Source organism: Candidatus Sulfidibacterium hydrothermale, from assembly GCF_020149915.1.
GTDB classification, from domain to species: domain Bacteria; phylum Bacteroidota; class Bacteroidia; order Bacteroidales; family F082; genus Sulfidibacterium; species Sulfidibacterium hydrothermale.
In genome coordinates this window covers 1,030,672-1,047,640 of record NZ_CP083760.1, presented here as the reverse complement: position 1 = coordinate 1,047,640, position 16,969 = coordinate 1,030,672, and the positions used below count along the sequence as shown (strand labels likewise).

Annotated in this window: 14 protein-coding genes; 12 read left to right on the top strand and 2 right to left on the bottom strand. The window is 42.4% G+C overall.

Annotation, left to right across the window (positions count from 1 at the left end; translation table 11 throughout):
• The first annotated feature begins 96 nt into the window (after positions 1-96).
• The 12 genes from LA303_RS04095 (at position 97) to LA303_RS04040 (ending at position 13,432) form a co-directional block, all read left to right on the top strand.
• Complete coding sequence (locus LA303_RS04095) at positions 97-1,461, top strand: sigma-54-dependent transcriptional regulator (RefSeq protein WP_240526667.1); 1,365 nt, start codon at positions 97-99, stop codon at positions 1,459-1,461.
• Positions 1,451-2,821: a sensor histidine kinase gene (locus LA303_RS04090; protein ID WP_240526666.1), complete on the top strand. Its 1,371-nt coding sequence runs from the start codon at positions 1,451-1,453 to the stop codon at positions 2,819-2,821. The genes LA303_RS04095 and LA303_RS04090 overlap by 11 nt, the downstream gene beginning before the upstream one ends.
• Before the next feature lie 32 nt (positions 2,822-2,853).
• Complete coding sequence (locus LA303_RS04085; RefSeq protein ID WP_240526665.1) at positions 2,854-3,357, top strand: hypothetical protein; 504 nt, start codon at positions 2,854-2,856, stop codon at positions 3,355-3,357.
• A 154-nt stretch (positions 3,358-3,511) separates the two neighbouring features.
• Complete coding sequence (locus LA303_RS04080) at positions 3,512-5,659, top strand: TonB-dependent receptor (RefSeq protein WP_240526664.1); 2,148 nt, start codon at positions 3,512-3,514, stop codon at positions 5,657-5,659.
• Positions 5,660-5,899: 240 nt separating this feature from the next.
• A complete protein-coding gene (locus tag LA303_RS04075) occupies positions 5,900-6,592 on the top strand; it encodes a response regulator transcription factor (protein WP_240526663.1) in 693 nt (230 codons plus the stop codon).
• On the top strand, positions 6,585-8,021 hold the full coding sequence (locus LA303_RS04070; RefSeq protein WP_240526662.1) for a sensor histidine kinase: 1,437 nt from the start codon (positions 6,585-6,587) through the stop codon (positions 8,019-8,021). The genes LA303_RS04075 and LA303_RS04070 overlap by 8 nt, the downstream gene beginning before the upstream one ends.
• Positions 8,022-8,117: 96 nt before the next feature.
• Entirely contained in the window at positions 8,118-8,438 is a 321-nt protein-coding gene (locus tag LA303_RS04065) for a hypothetical protein (RefSeq protein ID WP_240526661.1), read from the top strand.
• 21 nt (positions 8,439-8,459) lie between these two features.
• On the top strand, positions 8,460-9,128 hold the full coding sequence (locus LA303_RS04060; RefSeq protein ID WP_240526660.1) for a hypothetical protein: 669 nt from the start codon (positions 8,460-8,462) through the stop codon (positions 9,126-9,128).
• Between the two features lie 212 nt (positions 9,129-9,340).
• Complete coding sequence (locus LA303_RS04055) at positions 9,341-9,991, top strand: DUF6796 family protein (RefSeq protein WP_240526659.1); 651 nt, start codon at positions 9,341-9,343, stop codon at positions 9,989-9,991.
• A gap of 113 nt (positions 9,992-10,104) precedes the next feature.
• Positions 10,105-10,908 (top strand): acetolactate decarboxylase, encoded by an 804-nt coding sequence (gene budA, locus LA303_RS04050; RefSeq protein ID WP_240526658.1) that lies wholly within the window; start codon positions 10,105-10,107, stop codon positions 10,906-10,908.
• A gap of 283 nt (positions 10,909-11,191) precedes the next feature.
• Entirely contained in the window at positions 11,192-12,469 is a 1,278-nt protein-coding gene (locus tag LA303_RS04045) for a class-III pyridoxal-phosphate-dependent aminotransferase (protein ID WP_240526657.1), read from the top strand.
• A 12-nt stretch (positions 12,470-12,481) separates the two neighbouring features.
• Complete coding sequence (locus LA303_RS04040; protein WP_240526656.1) at positions 12,482-13,432, top strand: DUF6206 family protein; 951 nt, start codon at positions 12,482-12,484, stop codon at positions 13,430-13,432.
• 170 nt (positions 13,433-13,602) lie between these two features.
• Here LA303_RS04040 and LA303_RS04035 read toward each other — a convergent pair whose 3' ends face one another.
• Together LA303_RS04035 and ligA are read right to left on the bottom strand one after the other, a co-directional pair.
• Positions 13,603-14,424, bottom strand: coding sequence for an exonuclease domain-containing protein (locus LA303_RS04035; RefSeq protein WP_240526655.1), 822 nt, complete (start codon positions 14,422-14,424; stop codon positions 13,603-13,605).
• Positions 14,411-16,954, bottom strand: coding sequence for an NAD-dependent DNA ligase LigA (gene ligA / locus LA303_RS04030; protein WP_240526654.1), 2,544 nt, complete (start codon positions 16,952-16,954; stop codon positions 14,411-14,413). The genes LA303_RS04035 and ligA overlap by 14 nt, the downstream gene beginning before the upstream one ends.
• Positions 16,955-16,969: the final 15 nt, after the last annotated feature.

Below are 16,969 nucleotides of genomic sequence, written 5' to 3'. Positions count from 1 at the left end.
TTGTTTGTTATATTTACAGTTGAGTACTTTAGCAAACCAGAAACCGGTGAGAAATGACTTATTTTCTGACAAAAAACTGTTTCAACACATTCAAAAATGAAACCCGAAATCCTGATTATTGATGACAATGAAAATGTGCTGACGGCACTTGAAATGCTGTTGCAATCAGAATTTGACAAAGTAATTGCCCTGAAAAATCCCAACAGTCTGCTTTCGGCTTTACAAAAAAACCGGGTGGATGTTGTTTTGCTGGACATGAATTTTACAGCCGGAATGAATACCGGAAACGAAGGATTGTACTGGCTTCGCCGGATTTTGGAATACGATCCGGCCATCAGTGTGGTGATGATTACCGCTTATGGCGATGTGGAGCTGGCGGTAAAAGCCGTAAAAGAAGGCGCTTTCGATTTCATATTAAAACCCTGGGACAACAATAAGCTGATCGGCACTATTCATGCGGCTTCAAAACTGCGAAAAAGCAGGCTGGAAACCATTTCGCTTCGCCGGAGCAACGACCAACTGAAACAAGTACTGCATCCTGTTTCGCGAAAACTTATCGGACAGTCGGAAGCCATGCAACGGGTGATGGAAATGGTAAAAAAAGTAGCGGTTACCGATGCCAACGTTTTAATTACGGGCGAAAACGGCACGGGGAAAGAACTTATCGCTGCCGAAATACATCACCGTTCAAAAAGAAACAATGAGCTGATGGTTACGGTGGATATGGGAGCCATTAGTGAAACACTGTTTGAGAGCGAGCTCTTCGGGCATGCAAAAGGAGCTTTTACCGATGCCCGTGAAAATCGTACCGGAAAATTTGAGCTGGCAAACAAAGGCACCCTTTTTTTGGATGAAATCGGAAATCTGCCTTTGTCATTACAGCCGAAAGTGCTTTCGGCTTTGCAAAACAGAACCGTTACCCGGCTGGGAAGCAATACGCCGATACCGGTGGACATCCGGTTGATTTCGGCCACTAACCGAAACTTGGAAAAACTGGTAGCCGAAGGGTTGTTCCGGCAGGATTTACTGTATCGCATCAATACCATTACCATCGAACTGCCGCCGCTTCGTGAACGGGGCAACGACATTTTACTTTTGGCCGAATTTTATCTGGATAAATACAAGATAAAATATGAGAAATACGGACTTAAAATTGGCCGGGGAGCAAAAAACGCCCTTTTGAATTATTCGTGGCCGGGAAACGTCAGGGAACTGCAACACGCTGTTGAAAAAGCAGTTATCTTAGCCGACAAAACCATTTTGGACGAAGATAGTTTTTCGCTTGAAAGAAATACAAAATTTTCAAAAGGAAGTTATCCGGTTAAACCCCTTGATGAAATGGAAAAAGAGATGATCAAAGCCTGTCTTCGAAATGAAAAAGGGAATATGAGTGCTGTAGCCAAAAAGCTGGGCATTACACGACAAACGCTGTACAATAAAATGAAAAGATATGGTATATAAACATTTCTATTGTGCCGTATTTTTCAGAATAAGTCTGCTTATCCTGCTTGCCGGGCTGACTACCTGGCTGTTTTTTGTAAAACAAAATATTCCGTTGGGTATTGTTGCTGCTTTGTTGTTGCTTGTTGTGGCTATTCTTCTTGTACGCTATTTCAACCGGATGAACCGGTGGATTTCCTATTTTTTGATGGGGATTGAAAATGAGGATACTTCGCTTAAAATTCCGTCATCATCCGGAAACCGGGCCATTGACAATGTTTACCGCGGCATGCAGCGGCTCAACGAACTTTTCAGACAAACCAAAACCGAAATTGTTACCCAGGAACAATATTTCCGTTCGGTAATCAGCCAGTCTTCCACCGGCCTTTTTTCTGTCAACGAAAAAGGCAGGGTCATCCATATCAACCCGGAAGCGGAAAAGCTGGTCGGACTTCATGAATATCATCACATGAATATCCTCAAAAACATCGACAAGGCTTTACCGGAATTTATCCTGCAATACACCCGAAATTCCCGTCCCTCGTCTGCTATTTTTGAAAACCGGTACGGACAAAAACTGTTGTTTAAACTGTCGGAAATCACCATCAAAAACGAAAAAATCAAGTTGATTGCGGTAAGTGATATTACCAAAGAACTGGATAACCGGGAGGTGGATGCCTGGATAAAACTGTCCCGGACACTGTCGCACGAAATGATGAATAACATTGCTCCCATCACCACATTGTCGAACGTGATATTGGGCTATTATTCCAAAAACAACCGGACTATTGCCGTTGAAGAGGTCACTCCGGCAATGATTGCCCGCACGGTAAAAGGGCTTAAAGTGATTGAAGAACGCAGTCGCGGATTAATGAATTTTGTTGATAACTACCGGAAATTCACCAAATTACCCGAACCCCGGTTTGCCATCGTAAATTTGTCCGAACTGATTGAACGCAACCTGCTGGCCGCCGGCGCCTGTCCCGGGTTCGATGCGGTTCGGATAAGAAAATCTGTTCCGGATGACATTCTCTTTCCTACGGATGCGGAATTATTATCGCAGGTGCTGACCAATTTGTTAAAAAATGCGGTGGAAGCACTTAACGCAGGGAAAACCGGACAGCCCGTTTTGGAAATTAAACTTTGGCAGCCGGCAGATGACGGTCCCGTAAAAATTGAAATTGCCAATAACGGTCCGGAAATACCGCCCGAAATCAGAGAGCAAATTTTTGTTCCGTTCTTCACCACCAAAGAAAACGGTTCCGGAATCGGCTTAAGCCTGAGCAAGCAAATCATGCTTTCGCTTGGTGGCGATATTTTATTAAACACCAAAAAGAAAGGACAAACTTCTTTTATCCTGGTTCTGAACAAAACCCGTTAATTTCTTTCGGGATAAATTATAACTTTGTTTTTGTGAAATTCATCGCCTACATACTTGTTGTTGCTCTTTTTCTGGCTTCATTGGGAACCACTCTTTTTTATTTTCCCGAGTTGGAATCCATCCGGGAAAACATGCAAAAACAATTGGAAAACAATACCAATCGGACGGAACTTGTTTTTAGCCGCGAAGCCTTTAAAAAAATAAACTGGACCCGAAAAAATAAAGAATTTCGCTATCATGGAGAGATGTACGATGTGATTTCGGTAAAATCGGGAAACGGAAAAGTACTGATTTCCTGCCTTTGCGACAAGGAAGAAACAGCACTACGACAAGAGCTGGAAGATTTCTTTTCACCTTCTTCCGACAGAAACAACCCGGTACGTCATGCCGTAAAAATCCTGTCGCTGAAATATATTTCCGGAATACAGGCCTTTTCTTTGCCGTATCCCGGTTTTCTTGCCTTTTCCTTTAAACCGTATCATTTTTTCACTTTGGAAAGTGAAAATCTGCCCGAGTTTCCTCCTCCCCAATGCTGATTTTCTGGCAATACATTTTTTAAATATCCGGTTTAGCTGTTTTTAAACCGGATGAAGTTGTTGTGTTCTGACTAAAAGTCCTGTTACACAAAACTTCTGTGCCTTAACAGGTTTTTACAATACAGTGTTTTTGGTATTTAATCAGTATTTTACAATGAAAAAAATCATCATTATTTTGGCCATTCTGATGGTCGCATACCCTCTTTTTGCCCAAAAAGAGACATCCGACACCACCCGGATTAAAAATCTTGAAGAGGTGGTCATTAAGGCCAGCCGCGTACCGGTCCGTTTAAAACAATATCCCGGAGCGGTGAGTCTTGTCAGCAAACCGGTTTTATCGCTCATGCCCCGCGGTATCGCCGTAAATGAAGCCCTGCGGCTGGTTCCGGGCGTAAGAATCGACCAGCAACACGGCAGCGAAAAAGTACATATTTCTATCCGCGGACAGGGTATTCTAACCGAAAACGGCTTGCGCGGTATCGGAGTAATTCTTGACGGCATTCCGTTGAGCGACCCTTCGGGATTTGTACCCGACCTGTACAGCGTGGACTGGAGTACGGTAAAAAATATCGAAGTGCTGCGAGGTCCTTTTGCCAGTCTTTACGGCGAAGGGGGTGCAGCAGGCGTAATTTACATCACCACACAGAACGGTGGCAAAAAACCCTTCGGAGGATCTTTCAGCCAGGGATTTGGTTCTCACGGTTTTTACAAATCACTGTTGCAGTTCAACGGAAAACAACACAAGATGGATTACCGCATCAGTTTTTCCCGCACGGGAGGACAGGGCTATCGCGATCATCAGGGCTTTTGGGGAAACATCCTGTATGAAAAAATCAATTTTTATCCTTCCCCGAAATTTAAATTTACCCAGATTCTTTCGCATGCCGATTACTTTCAACAAAATCCTGAGGGATTAAATTTGCAACAACTGGCCGAAAATCCGCATCAGGCCAATCCCGATGCCCGTCCTTTCAACGAATACCAAAAAACCAATCGTACCACCTGGGGACTTATCGGCACCTATTTTATTCGGGAAAATCAACAATTGCGGGTTACCGGTTATCTGCGTCCCTGGCGTTATAAAGAAACCAGTAACAAAGCTGCCGAATACCGTAATTACAGCTCACCGGGACTCAATATGCAATATACGCTACATGCGGGAAAAAAGATTAAACACACTTTCGGAGCCGGTGTGGACCTGAAATGGCAAAATATCGCCATGTACAAACTCAAAAGTGCTGCCGATCCCAACCGGAAAGAAAGCCTTGACGAAACCAATCTGGAAACCGATACCCTGTTGGCCAATCAGATTATCTCGCAAAACAGTGTTGGAGTTTACGGATTATATCAAATGCAAATCGGAAGATTTAATCTCTCGGGCAGCATTCGTTACGACAAAATGGATAATGAACTCACGGATAAAATGATGGCACCCGACACCGCTACCACGTCTAAAGATTTCAGCCAGACTTCGGGCCGTATAGGTATCAGTTACAGTTTTAATAATGCGGTAACCGTTTTCAGCGACTGGAGTCAGGGATTTATTCCGCCGTCTACGCAGGAGCTGGCAGCCAACCCGACAGCTTACCACGGTTTTAATACCCATCTGGTGCCCGCTACGGCAAACAGTGTTGAGCTGGGGTTCAGAGGAGTTGTCGGAAACAAGTTGTATTATTCGATTACCGGATTTATCATGAAAACCAAAAATGATTTTTTCCGGTTTAAGCAGCGAAACCGCGGTAATCAGGAAGTATTTTACGGCAATGCCGGCAACAGTACCCGAAAAGGTATAGAAGTTTCTTTCCGGTATCACATTCTTCAGAACCTTCATTTACAGGTGGCTTATACTTATGCCGATTACAAATATACTTCGGCCAGCATCGATCCGGTTTACACCGACACCAACTATGTGCTGACCACACCGCCGGCTTCGGGTCAGTGGTTGCCCAACTCGCCGCGGCATCAGCTTTATGCCGAACTGGTTTATCGTCCGGTTAAAAAGCTGACGCTTCATTTTGCTACCGAAATGCAGTCGAAATGGGCCATTTATACCGATGCCAATGCTTATGCAGGCAAGCTGGATCCGGCCATTTATCAAAACTGGCAAAAAGGCTTTACCCTGATACATCTCGGAGCCGATTATTTTTGGCGCATCGGGAAAATACACGGCGATTTTAACTTAACCGTTCGCAACCTGCTGAATACGGAATACATGGCTTTTACCGAACCCGACCCCGACGGTAATGCTTATCAGCCCGGTCCCGGAAGAGAGTTTTTTGGTACACTGAGAGTACACTTTTGATAGCAATTTAGATAACGTTGTGCTCAATTGACCAAATATCTCTAGAATAGATAATCAGTCACATTTCAGGTTGAGTCAAACCTGAAATGTGGAAATAATGAAAAGTTGTTGAATAAAAGATTTATTTCCTTCATCTTTCAGGTCTGGTTCGACCTGAAAGATGAAAAAGAAATATTCTTTGCCAAGAGATGAAAAACACTTAACTTTGAAGGAAATAGCAAATCAGAAGATTTCCTTCCAATGGATGAAAAGATTAATATACTGGTAATTGAGGATGACACGGTCATTGCTTCTTTCCTGCAAACCGGATTGCAATACGAAGGATATAATGTTACGACCTGTGCGGAAGGGAAAACCGGCATGAACACACTGAAACAGAACACTTTTCATCTGCTTATCCTGGATGTTATGCTGCCCGATACCGATGGCTTTTCGCTTTGTCAACGACTTCGTGAGCAGGGATTTGATATTCCCGTTTTAATGCTTACAGTGAAAAATGAAATTGCCGACCGGGTAAAAGGCCTTGACAGTGGCGCCGATGATTACCTGACAAAACCATTCGATTTCAATGAGTTACTGGCTCGCATCCGGGCATTATTACGTCGCAGCGGGAAAGTAACCGGCGATAACAAAAAAAAGGCCGGTGACATTATGCTGGATACCGAAACACGTGAAGTACGGGTAGGCGAAACACCAATTGTCCTGACACCTACCGAATTTGCCCTGTTGGAACTTTTTTTACAATTTCCGCGTAAAGTGTTTTCGCGCGAAACCCTGCTAAACCGTGTTTTAGGATACGACTATGATGGCGGTACAAACATTATCGACGTACATGTCAATCATTTACGCAAAAAGCTAAAAGACAATAACGCCCGGCTTATCCGCACCGTGTACGGCGTAGGATATGCTTTTTATCCGGCAGAAGATGAGTAAACCGAACATAAAATATTCGTTAAAAACAAAGCTGGGACTGCTTTATGCTGTTTTGCTGATTTTATCGGTAGGACTGACGGGCTACTTTTCTTACTGGAATATCTGGCAGCTTTTTGTCAAAAATGAAACCAGCCATCTGCGGGCGACGGCCAAGCCGATGATTGCACAATGGTTAAAAACCGGTAACCTGACCAAAACAGATTCCGTCCCGGTTCGTTTCTCACCACAAAAAGCACTTGTGCTGGCCCGCCGGCTGACTTCGCGGCAGGCTGTAGCCGTGGTTTTGGACGAACACGGAAAAATACTGGCTGTAGGAAAACAATTGCCTGAAGAACCTTCACCGCCCCAACCGAATCTTTCGGAAGTGCGTAAAGCCCTTACCGGCCAGAACGAAATCACTTATTGGAGCCGCATGAACGGGAAACCAGTTTTGGTACTGCTTATCCCGTTACGTACCACACCCGAAAGCAAAAAAATATTCGGCGTGTTGCAAATCAGCACTTCCCTTCCCGGGATTCATAAAATCCTTTTTCATTACGGGCTGATGCAGTTGGCTGTTGTGGTGTTGATTTTGATTGTAGGGATTCTGTTCGGGTTTCGTTTCATCGGCTGGAGCCTGAAAGATTTAAACCGGTTGATGACCACCTGTCGCGAAATAGCCGAAGGAAACCTTACGCAACGAGCCACCATGACCCAAAGGCAGGATGAAATCGGTCAGCTCGCCAACTCATTTAACCAGATGGTTAATAAACTGGAAAAACTTTTTCATGCCCAGAAACGTTTCGTAGCCCATGCAGCGCACGAACTGTTAACCCCGCTGACAGGTTTGCGTGGTTCCATCGAAGTGTTGCTGCGCGGGGGTGCCGACGACCCCGAAACTCAAAACCGGCTTTTGAAAGGCATGCATCAGGAAGTAAGTCATCTTGTCCGGGTATGCCAGCGGCTGCTGGGTTTGTCGCAACTCGAAAACACTTCGCATGTGGACAAGCAACGGGTGGTTTTAACTGATTTTTTCAAGGATTTCAGCCGGAAAGCCACGCATTGGGTTACCCGTCATCATTTTGTTGTGGATGAAGGCCCGTATCTTACGGTGATGGCCGACCGTGATTTTCTGGAACAGATTCTGCTGAATTTACTTTCCAATGCCGTACGTCACAGCACAGAAGGCACAAAAATCACCCTCAGCTGGAAACTGATTCCCGGATTTGTGGAAATCGCCGTTTCCGACGAAGGAGAAGGAATGGATGCACAGACGATATCGCATGTTTTTGAACCTTTTTTCTCGGGTGTACAGCCAAAATCAGCAGACAAAGGTACCGGCCTCGGCCTTACGCTGACCCGCTCAATGGTGGAAGCACAGGGCGGTAAAATCCGTATTGAAAGCAGCCCGGGCAAAGGGACAACAGTGTTTTTCACCTTGCCATTGTAATTTTCTTGTGGCTTGAATCTTCATCTTTTCTTCATCTTTTCCTCAGGACTTCTTCATGGTCCGGAGTTACTTTTGACAAAAACAATAAATCCATAAATGATGAAACAGTTTTTGACAAAAAATAAAAAATGGCTGGCGTTGCCTCTGTTGGCTTTGCTGGCAACCGGATGTGCCCCCGGACCGCCACCGCCGCCTCTTTTTCCCGGTTTTGAATGGATCATTGTAGCCATATTGATTATTGCGGCAGGGATTCTTTTGTGGCGGAAACTGGATGTGTCGCAACCGAAAAAAGAAGACCATCTTACCGAGGTACTTAACGACATTTATCGTCAGTTAAAAAATCTGGAAAAGAAAATAGACCAACTGGAAAAACAGAACAAAAAAGAAGATAAAAGCAACGCACAAGACACACACTAAATAAACAGAAAGGTATTCATTATGAAAAAGTTAACTATTATTCTCAGCATCCTAACCACCGTATTTCTCGTTACAGGTTTTACGCCGCGTGTTACGGCCCAGCAAAACAACAAAGTTCCGTTGTTAATGCAACAAACACCGGCACAGGCGCCGCCTGCCGCTTTACCGCCGCAGCCCGGTATGCTTCCCGGTCAGCCCGGACCGCCACCCGGTCCCGCCCCACAGGGAGTTCAGGTAGTCCAAACCATTCCGGTACCTACGTTGCTGAGCCATTTAGCACAGGCCGTGCAAACAGCACAAAAACTCAACAAGCTGTTTACAGCCGGAAAAGTGTGGATGATGCGCGGTCCTGCCGGCGACATTCAGCTTAAAGCCGGCTTGTTGTACCAAGGCGTAGCGGTAGCCGTATTGCAGTTTAACCCGTTGAATGGCAAGGTACTGCCCCTTGGCATAAATCCACAGGTTTATCAAAACAATGTTTCCCTGCAAACGGTGAAGGCAAATCTTGGCAATATTTTACCGCACCTGAAAATTCTGCCTGCTGCCGAATTTATGGCCCCCGAAACCTGCTGGTCGTTTCCGGTAGCTCTCGGCAATACGGTGGTAGCCCACGTGAAAATTTATTACGACGGATGGCACGTGATGCAGGATTATGCCGCCAACCAGGAAATGCTGTTTTACGGGCAATAATTTTTGTTTGTAAAAAACGGGGACAATAAAAAGTTAAAATCCGATTTTTATAGTATGTTTGTTTCTGATAAAAAGCAGGTTAAACCAATTGTATTTTAAAATCTACAATGGTAAATACCGATATTAAATCAAAGGACTTTTCGGATAAGATGCGCCAAAAGTGTATTTCGATTTAATATCGGTATTATGAATTTGTCAACAAAACAACAAGCATGACACAACGCGGGATCAGACTTTTAGGAATTGCCGGTATCCTGGGAGGATTAATCCTTTTTGCAGGGGATATGTTGTTTTATTACAACCCGGACAGCACGAACTTAAAACTGAACATGGGACATGCTTCCGATTTCAGGATAATGGCCAGTGCAACTACTGCATTAATCGCTTCATGGTTATATTTAGCAGGACTTGTACCGGTTTATTACGCTTTTAAACCCGTCAAAGCCTGGAAAAGAAATGTGGTTGTTCTAAGTTTTGCGGCAATCCTGTCGGCATACGGAGTCGTTCACGGAGCTTACGTAGCCATCGCTGTTTCGGCAAAACTTGCTGTTCAACATCATCTGGATTTAAAAGCAGCCACCGAACTGGCCACGGCTGCCAATAACTTATTACGGTTATTTGTCTATCCTGCTTTTGCCATTTTTTCCTATTTCTTTATTACTGAAGTGTGGAAGAAAAAAACACATTACCCCCGATGGATACTGTTCTTCTTTCCGCTTGTCCCGTTTTTACTCAGAAGCATCATCACCGGAATGTTTTCAGGAGGAATGTGGATTATTGTTTCCGGCGGATTTCTGAATTTGATTTTGGTCCTCTTTTTTACGGCATCTACCATTGCCCTGTGGAATATAAAAACGCCATAAGTTACCGAAACCTTTCGCATTCAATTTTCTAACAAATGGAAAAACAAGTATAATTTTTTACTTTTACACCATAAAATCAAAAACTAAGTCTGGTTCCTGTAAAATCGTTCATCATGAAAAAATTTACACCTGCTACACTCATTTTTTTACTGGGATTGGCTATTCTTCCGTTTTCAGGATGCGTTTCTCCCCAACAAAGAACAGCTCATCCACAAAAAGTTTTTTTCCAAACCTCTACCATCAATGCGCTTCTTGCGGGCGTGTACAACGGAAACACCACATTTAAAACATTGTCGCAACACGGCAACATGGGATTAGGAACAGTCAACCGTTTGGACGGTGAAATGATTGGACTGGACGGAAAGTTTTATCAGATAAAAACCGATGGGAAAGCTTACCGGATTCCTGATACCATGAGAACCCCCTTTGCCGAAGTGGTATTTTTCAAACCGGATACTGCTTTTAAAATAACCGATTCGATTAAAAACTATGAGCAGCTGAAAAGTGTTCTTGAAAAACAGATGCCGGCAAAAAACATTTTTTATGCTTTTCGTATTGACGGAACTTTTACCTACATCAAAACCCGAAGCGTGCCCGGACAACACAAACCTTATCCGCCGTTAACAGAAGTGGTAAAACATCAAAAAGTATTTGAATTTCATCAGGTAAAAGGGACAATGATTGGTTTTTGGTGCCCTGATTATATCAAAGGCATCAATGTTCCGGAGTTTCATTTCCATTTTATTACGGCCGACCGCAAAGCCGGCGGACATGTTTTGGCCTGTCGCATGCAAAATGTTACGCTGAAGATGGAAAAACTCACCGGTTTTTATATGGTCCTATCCGAAAGCCGGGATTTCAACAAAACGAATCTTTCCGGCGATAAACAAAAACAATTGGAGAAAGTAGAGAAATAACCGTTTCACTATTTTGTGTACAAAGCGACCATCCAAAACAAAACGGCTGTTTTCCCCTTGTTTAAAACAGAAGAAAGATTTTCGGTAAAAACCGGCAAATTACTTGGTTTTCATGGTAAAGTATTATAAATTAGCCAACAAAACCAGGTTATGAGTAATCGATTTTCTTATTCTTACCGGACAAAATTGCGAAATGTACTTTTCGCGGCCCCATCTCCTTTCCGAAACAAAGCACTGTTTCCTGCAGTTTGCCCATATGAACAGACCTTAAAAAATTAATGTCATGAAACCGAGAAAAAAGCAAATTATCGAAGATTTCAAAAACCATGTTTCTTCAGGCAAAGTAGCCCTGTACAAAAAGTACCGCATGCCTTTTGTCATGGGCGAACGGCAGGGAATATATATGACCGATGTGGATGGCAAAAAAAGGCTGTTGAACTGTCACTGCAACGGGGGAGTTTTTAATCTCGGTCATCGTAATCCGCAAATCATTGAAACACTTATCCGGGCCACAGAAAAATTCGATATCGGCAATCATCATTTTATCAGCAGTCAGCGGGCAAAATTGGCTAAAAAAATTGCTTCACTGATGCCCGGAGACTTAAACTATACAGTATTTGGTGTAGGAGGCGGCGAAGCTGTTGACCTGGCCATCAAACTGGCCCGCGGTTATACCGGAAAACAAAAAATTGTCAGTTTAAAAGGCGGGTATCACGGGCACACCGGTCTTGCTCTTGCTACCGGTGACGAACAATACCGCGCTCCTTTCGGGAAAAACAGCCCGGATTTTGTTCAAATTCCTTTTGGAAACCTTGAAGCGGCTTACAAAGAAATTACTGAGGATACTGCCGCATTCATCATGGAAACCATTCCCGCCACACTGGGCATTGCTATTCCCGACAAAAAATACATGCAGGCCCTGCGAAAACGCTGTTCTCAAACCCACACGCTCATGATTATCGACGAAGTTCAGACCGGGTTAGGAAGAACCGGAAAACTCTGGGCTTTTGAACATTATGATATTCTACCGGATATTGTAGTACTCGGAAAAGGATTGTCCGGAGGAATCTATCCCATTACGGCAACCGTTTTTCGTGAACCGTTGGAGTCTTTCTTCAACCAACATCCTTTTATCCACGTCAGCACCTTTGGCGGTTCGGAAATCGGAGCAGAAGTTGCTATGAAAGTCCTTGAAATCAGTGCCGCCCCATCCTTTCTGGAACATGTCAATAAAATAGCAGACTACTTACACACCGGCTTTGAAAAGCTCAAAAAGAAACACCCCAAAACCATCAAAAACTTTCGACAACTTGGATTGATGGCTGGCATTGAATTTTACAAAGAAAAACATGGGCTTTTATTTACCAAAGCAGCTTACGAATCAGGGATGTTTTCTCTTTATTCCAATAACGACATGCACGTTTGTCAATTGCTGCCTCCCTTAATCATAACAAAAGAACAGGCCGACGAAATACTGGCAAAAATCGACAAGGCTGTTTCCAAATTAAAGTTTTACAGTGTGGCTTTCGGAATTAAAGAATTTATTGATCACCTTTTTTAAATCATACACATCATGGCGAGCCAGGAAGAAACAATAAAATTTTTACAGGTATTCGAAGATCGTTTTGATCCGGCACATATTGAAAACTCACCGGTTCCGGTAACTGTACTGGGATATGGCGAAATCAGCACGGTGGTGGCTTTTCCGGAATCGGCAGTTGCAGGAAAGGCTTTCAAGCGTCTGCCGCTGTTTTCTTCCAAAAAAGAAGCTGCTGATTATTGCGACTTATATTTGGAATACAACCGTTTGCTACGTGCGGCAGGAGTTGAAACACCGGAAAGCGATGGGTTTGTTGTGAAAGGAAAAAACCGGTTTGTGGCTTATCTTAGTCAGAAACAATTACCTGCAGAAACTGTGGGAAATAAAGTTATTCAAACATGTCGTCCGGAAGAAAGTCTGCTGCTGTTGCGAATGGTGCTGACCAGGATGCGCGAACTCTGGGAGCACAACACCGATACGCTGCGACTTGGAATGGATTCGCAAATATCCAACTGGTCGCTTACCGGTTATCGTCCGGGAGCTCCCTTTCAGGCTACATCCAAATTATTGTATCTTGACACCAGTACTCCTTTTATCCGGAAAAACGGAATAGAACAGATGAATCCTCTTTTGTTTTTACAAAGTGCCCCACCCTTTATACGTCCGGTTTTGCGCAAATTTTTCCTGCAGGATGTGATGGATCGCTTTTACAATTTCCGGTTAACCGCTATTGACCTGACGGCCAATCTGTATAAAGAGCAAAAACCGGAATTAATTCCGTTGTGGATAGAAGTTATCAATAAAGAAAACGATGATTTACTTCAAAGCCAGCCCATAACAGAAAAAGAAGTAAAAAAATTCTATAAAGAAGATAAATTTATCTGGGAATTGTTCCTGAGCGTTCGCCGGGCTAACCGGTTTGTCAATACAAAAATGTTGGGAAAACGATATGAATTTACTCTACCCGGAAAAATCAAGCGATAAGATATCCCCGACTAAACAATAAACTTTATCTTCCCCATTCGTCTGCATTTGTGCCGTAAGGCTGAAAACGCGCTGTATCTTCAAAACTTTTAAAAAACCGGTAACTTTTACGTTTCCCACTTTTCAGGTCTAGGCCGACCTGAAAAGTGAAACGGCCATTTCTTGAATTTTCATTCCGGTTCAATCATCTTTTCAAAATCCTCTTCCGAGATTATCGGAATCCCAAGACTTTCTGCCTTTTGCTTTTTAGCCGGTCCCATATTGGCTCCGGCCAGAACAAAATCGGTTTTGTGATTAACGTTTGTCTGAATAAAAGCCCCACTTTCATGAAGTTTTTTCGCCATTTCATTACGAGAACAACTCTTAAAAACACCGGATATAACAATATGTTTGTTATAAAACACACTATCCTGATCGCATGATTCTAGATCTGGCTTGTAAAATTCTTTAGAAATTTTTTCATGAAAGGATTCTCTTTTTTCATGGCGTATATATTCATAACCTTTAGGTTTATAACCACTTAATAATTTTACAAAAAGATTCCCACAGGCTAATGCATCATCAAGTGCATTATGATGATTCAATAATTCTACATCATACAACTCACATGCATTTTCAAGATTCATACCAGTCAATTCAAATGTACATAACCACAAAATTTCTAGCGAAATGATATCATACAGTTTTAAAGATTCCTCCAAAACGGAACGGTCAAAAGAAGCATTATGAGCTACAACTATTTGATTTTCCAAAAATGGTTTGATTTCTTCCCAAACAATATCAAATGTAGGTTCATTAATTGTTGTTTTAGCATAAATTCCATGAACCATAATATTCCTATAACTGTACTTATTATCAGGAGGTTGAATGTAATAATGTCTTTTAATAATGGCTTTACCATCCTCAAACCTTACTATGCCAACAGCACATGCACTATTTCTTGCTCCTGTAGCAGTTTCAAAATCAATCGCTGTAAAATCAGGTATTTCCATGTTTTAATAAGTTAAGAAAATCATCTTCATTCAATATAGGAATATTCAATCTTTTAGCCTTTTCCAATTTTGAACCCGGATTTTCCCCAACGATCAAATAATTTGTCTTAGAAGAAACAGACGAAACAAATCTACCCCCATTTTTTTCAACAAGATCTTTAACCTGTTCACGTTTTAAATTAGGCAAAGTTCCTGTTACAAGAAAAGTTTTTCCTTCCAAAATATTGGTTTTTACAATATCATCCTTAATCTCCATCTGAAGGCCAGCATTTCTCAACTTATTAACAATAATCAAATGTTTATCTTCCTTAAAATACTGAATAATACTTTCTGCGATTTCTTCACCAACAGCTGGAATTTCTAATAATTCTTCCTTTGATGCCCGAATAATATTATCAATTGACCGAAATTGTTTTGCAATCATTAACGCAGTAGATTCTCCAACATGTCTTATTCCCAATGCATATAAGACCCGTGGAAAAGGAACTTTTTTTGATTCTTCAATTCCTTCTAAAATTTTCTTAACAGATGTTTTTTGAAGAACTGTTCGACTTAAAACATTGAGATTCTTAACCAATTCTTTGGTTTCTTTTTTAGAAAAGAACTTTTGATGTGAATGGGCTAACTCATCATCCAAACCAATAGAAATAAGTTCTTGATATGACGCCTTAGAAATCAAATAAATAAAATCATAATTATTTACCAAAAGCATCAGGTCATCATCTGAAAACATGGGAATCTCTAGTAATTTTAGAGTAGTAAACAACGATATTCCATCAATTGAATCACCCTCAGTTAAAAGAATTTCTATTATCCGATGATTAAATGGGTTCTTAAAAAATTCAATTATTTTATAAAAAACTTTCTCCTTATCTATCGTTTTATTAACTCTAAAATTTTCTATTTTTCTAAGTTCTTCAAGACTTGCTTGAGCATATTGTCGAAAATTTTTGAAATGATTAACAATAGCTTCAGCATTTGTCAAAGTCATGCCACGGTAACCTATCTTAAAAGCATATATTATTTTTTTAAGAGGTACTTTAGGGGTTTCATATACCGTAGGAATTATTGTCTTTTCTAAACCAATCAAATTGTTTTCATAGCTCTTCAACTCATAAAAAGAAGCAACATTCTGTAAATACTTATGTTCAAATAATATGTCAATAGTTTCTTTCCCCAAGCCTTTTATATTCATCGCTTTTCGCGAGATGAAATGCTCCAGTTTTCCTTTGATCTGGGGCGGACAAGCATCTTCGTTAGGACAATAATGGGCTGCTTCGCCTTCTTTTCGGACAAGAGGCGTTCCACATTCCGGACAATGTTCTATAAACCGAACTGGTTGTGCCCCGGCAGGACGTTTATCCAGATTTACCCCTACGATCTTCGGAATAATCTCTCCGCCTTTTTCCACATAAACCGTGTCGCCAATACGGACATCCAGCTGGGCAATAATATCTGCATTATGCAAACTGGCCCGTTTCACCGTGGTGCCGGCCAGTTGTACCGGTTTCAGGTTTGCTACCGGCGTAATGGCGCCCGTACGTCCCACCTGAAAATCAATGGATTCCAGAATAGTTTCTACCTGTTCCGCTTTAAATTTATAAGCAATGGCCCAACGTGGACTTTTTGCCGTATAACCTAACTGCTGTTGCAGTGCCAAATCGTTCACCTTAATTACGATACCATCAATATCATAAGGCAATGTCCTCCGGCCTTTGTCCCAATCGTTAATATACTCGGTAATTTGTTCCATATTCCGGCAAATCGCCATATTATCCGAGATTTTCAATCCCCAGGTTTTGGCTTTTTTCAACGCCTGATAATGGGTTTTTACTCCGGGCAATTCATGAGGGATATAGTACAAGAAAGCGTCCAGTTTTCTTTTTGCCACTTCTTTGGGATTTTGCATTTTAAGGGAACCGGCCGCCGCATTACGAGGATTAGCAAACAAGCTCTCCCCAATCTCTTCACGTTCGCGGTTAAGGCGCTCAAATTCAGCATGGGGCATAAAAATCTCACCCCGGATCTCCAGCTCTGGCGGATAATCACCCCGCAGCCGTAACGGAATACTCCGGATGGTTTTTACATTATTGGTCACATCATCACCCTGTACGCCGTCACCCCGGGTTACTGCCCGGACCAATAATCCCTGGTCGTATTGAAGACTGATAGAAAGCCCGTCATATTTCAGTTCACAAACATAGTCTACTTCATGCCCTACTGCTTTCCGGACCCGGGCATCAAATGCCCTGATTTCATCAAGGGAATAACTGTTAGCCAGCGAAAGCATGGGATAACGGTGTTTTACCGTTGGAAAATCTTTCACGGGTTCGCCGCCCACCCGGCGGGTAGGTGAATCAGGACGTACAAACTCAGGAAATTGTGCTTCAAGGGTTTCCAGCTCTTTGAGTTTCTGGTCAAATTCATAGTCGCTGATCACCGGTTGAGCCAACACATAATAACGATAGTTATGCTCCCGCAATTCATCACAAAGCTGGTCTATTCGCTTTTTGGCTTCCTGCCTGTTCATGTTTGTCCTTTTTAT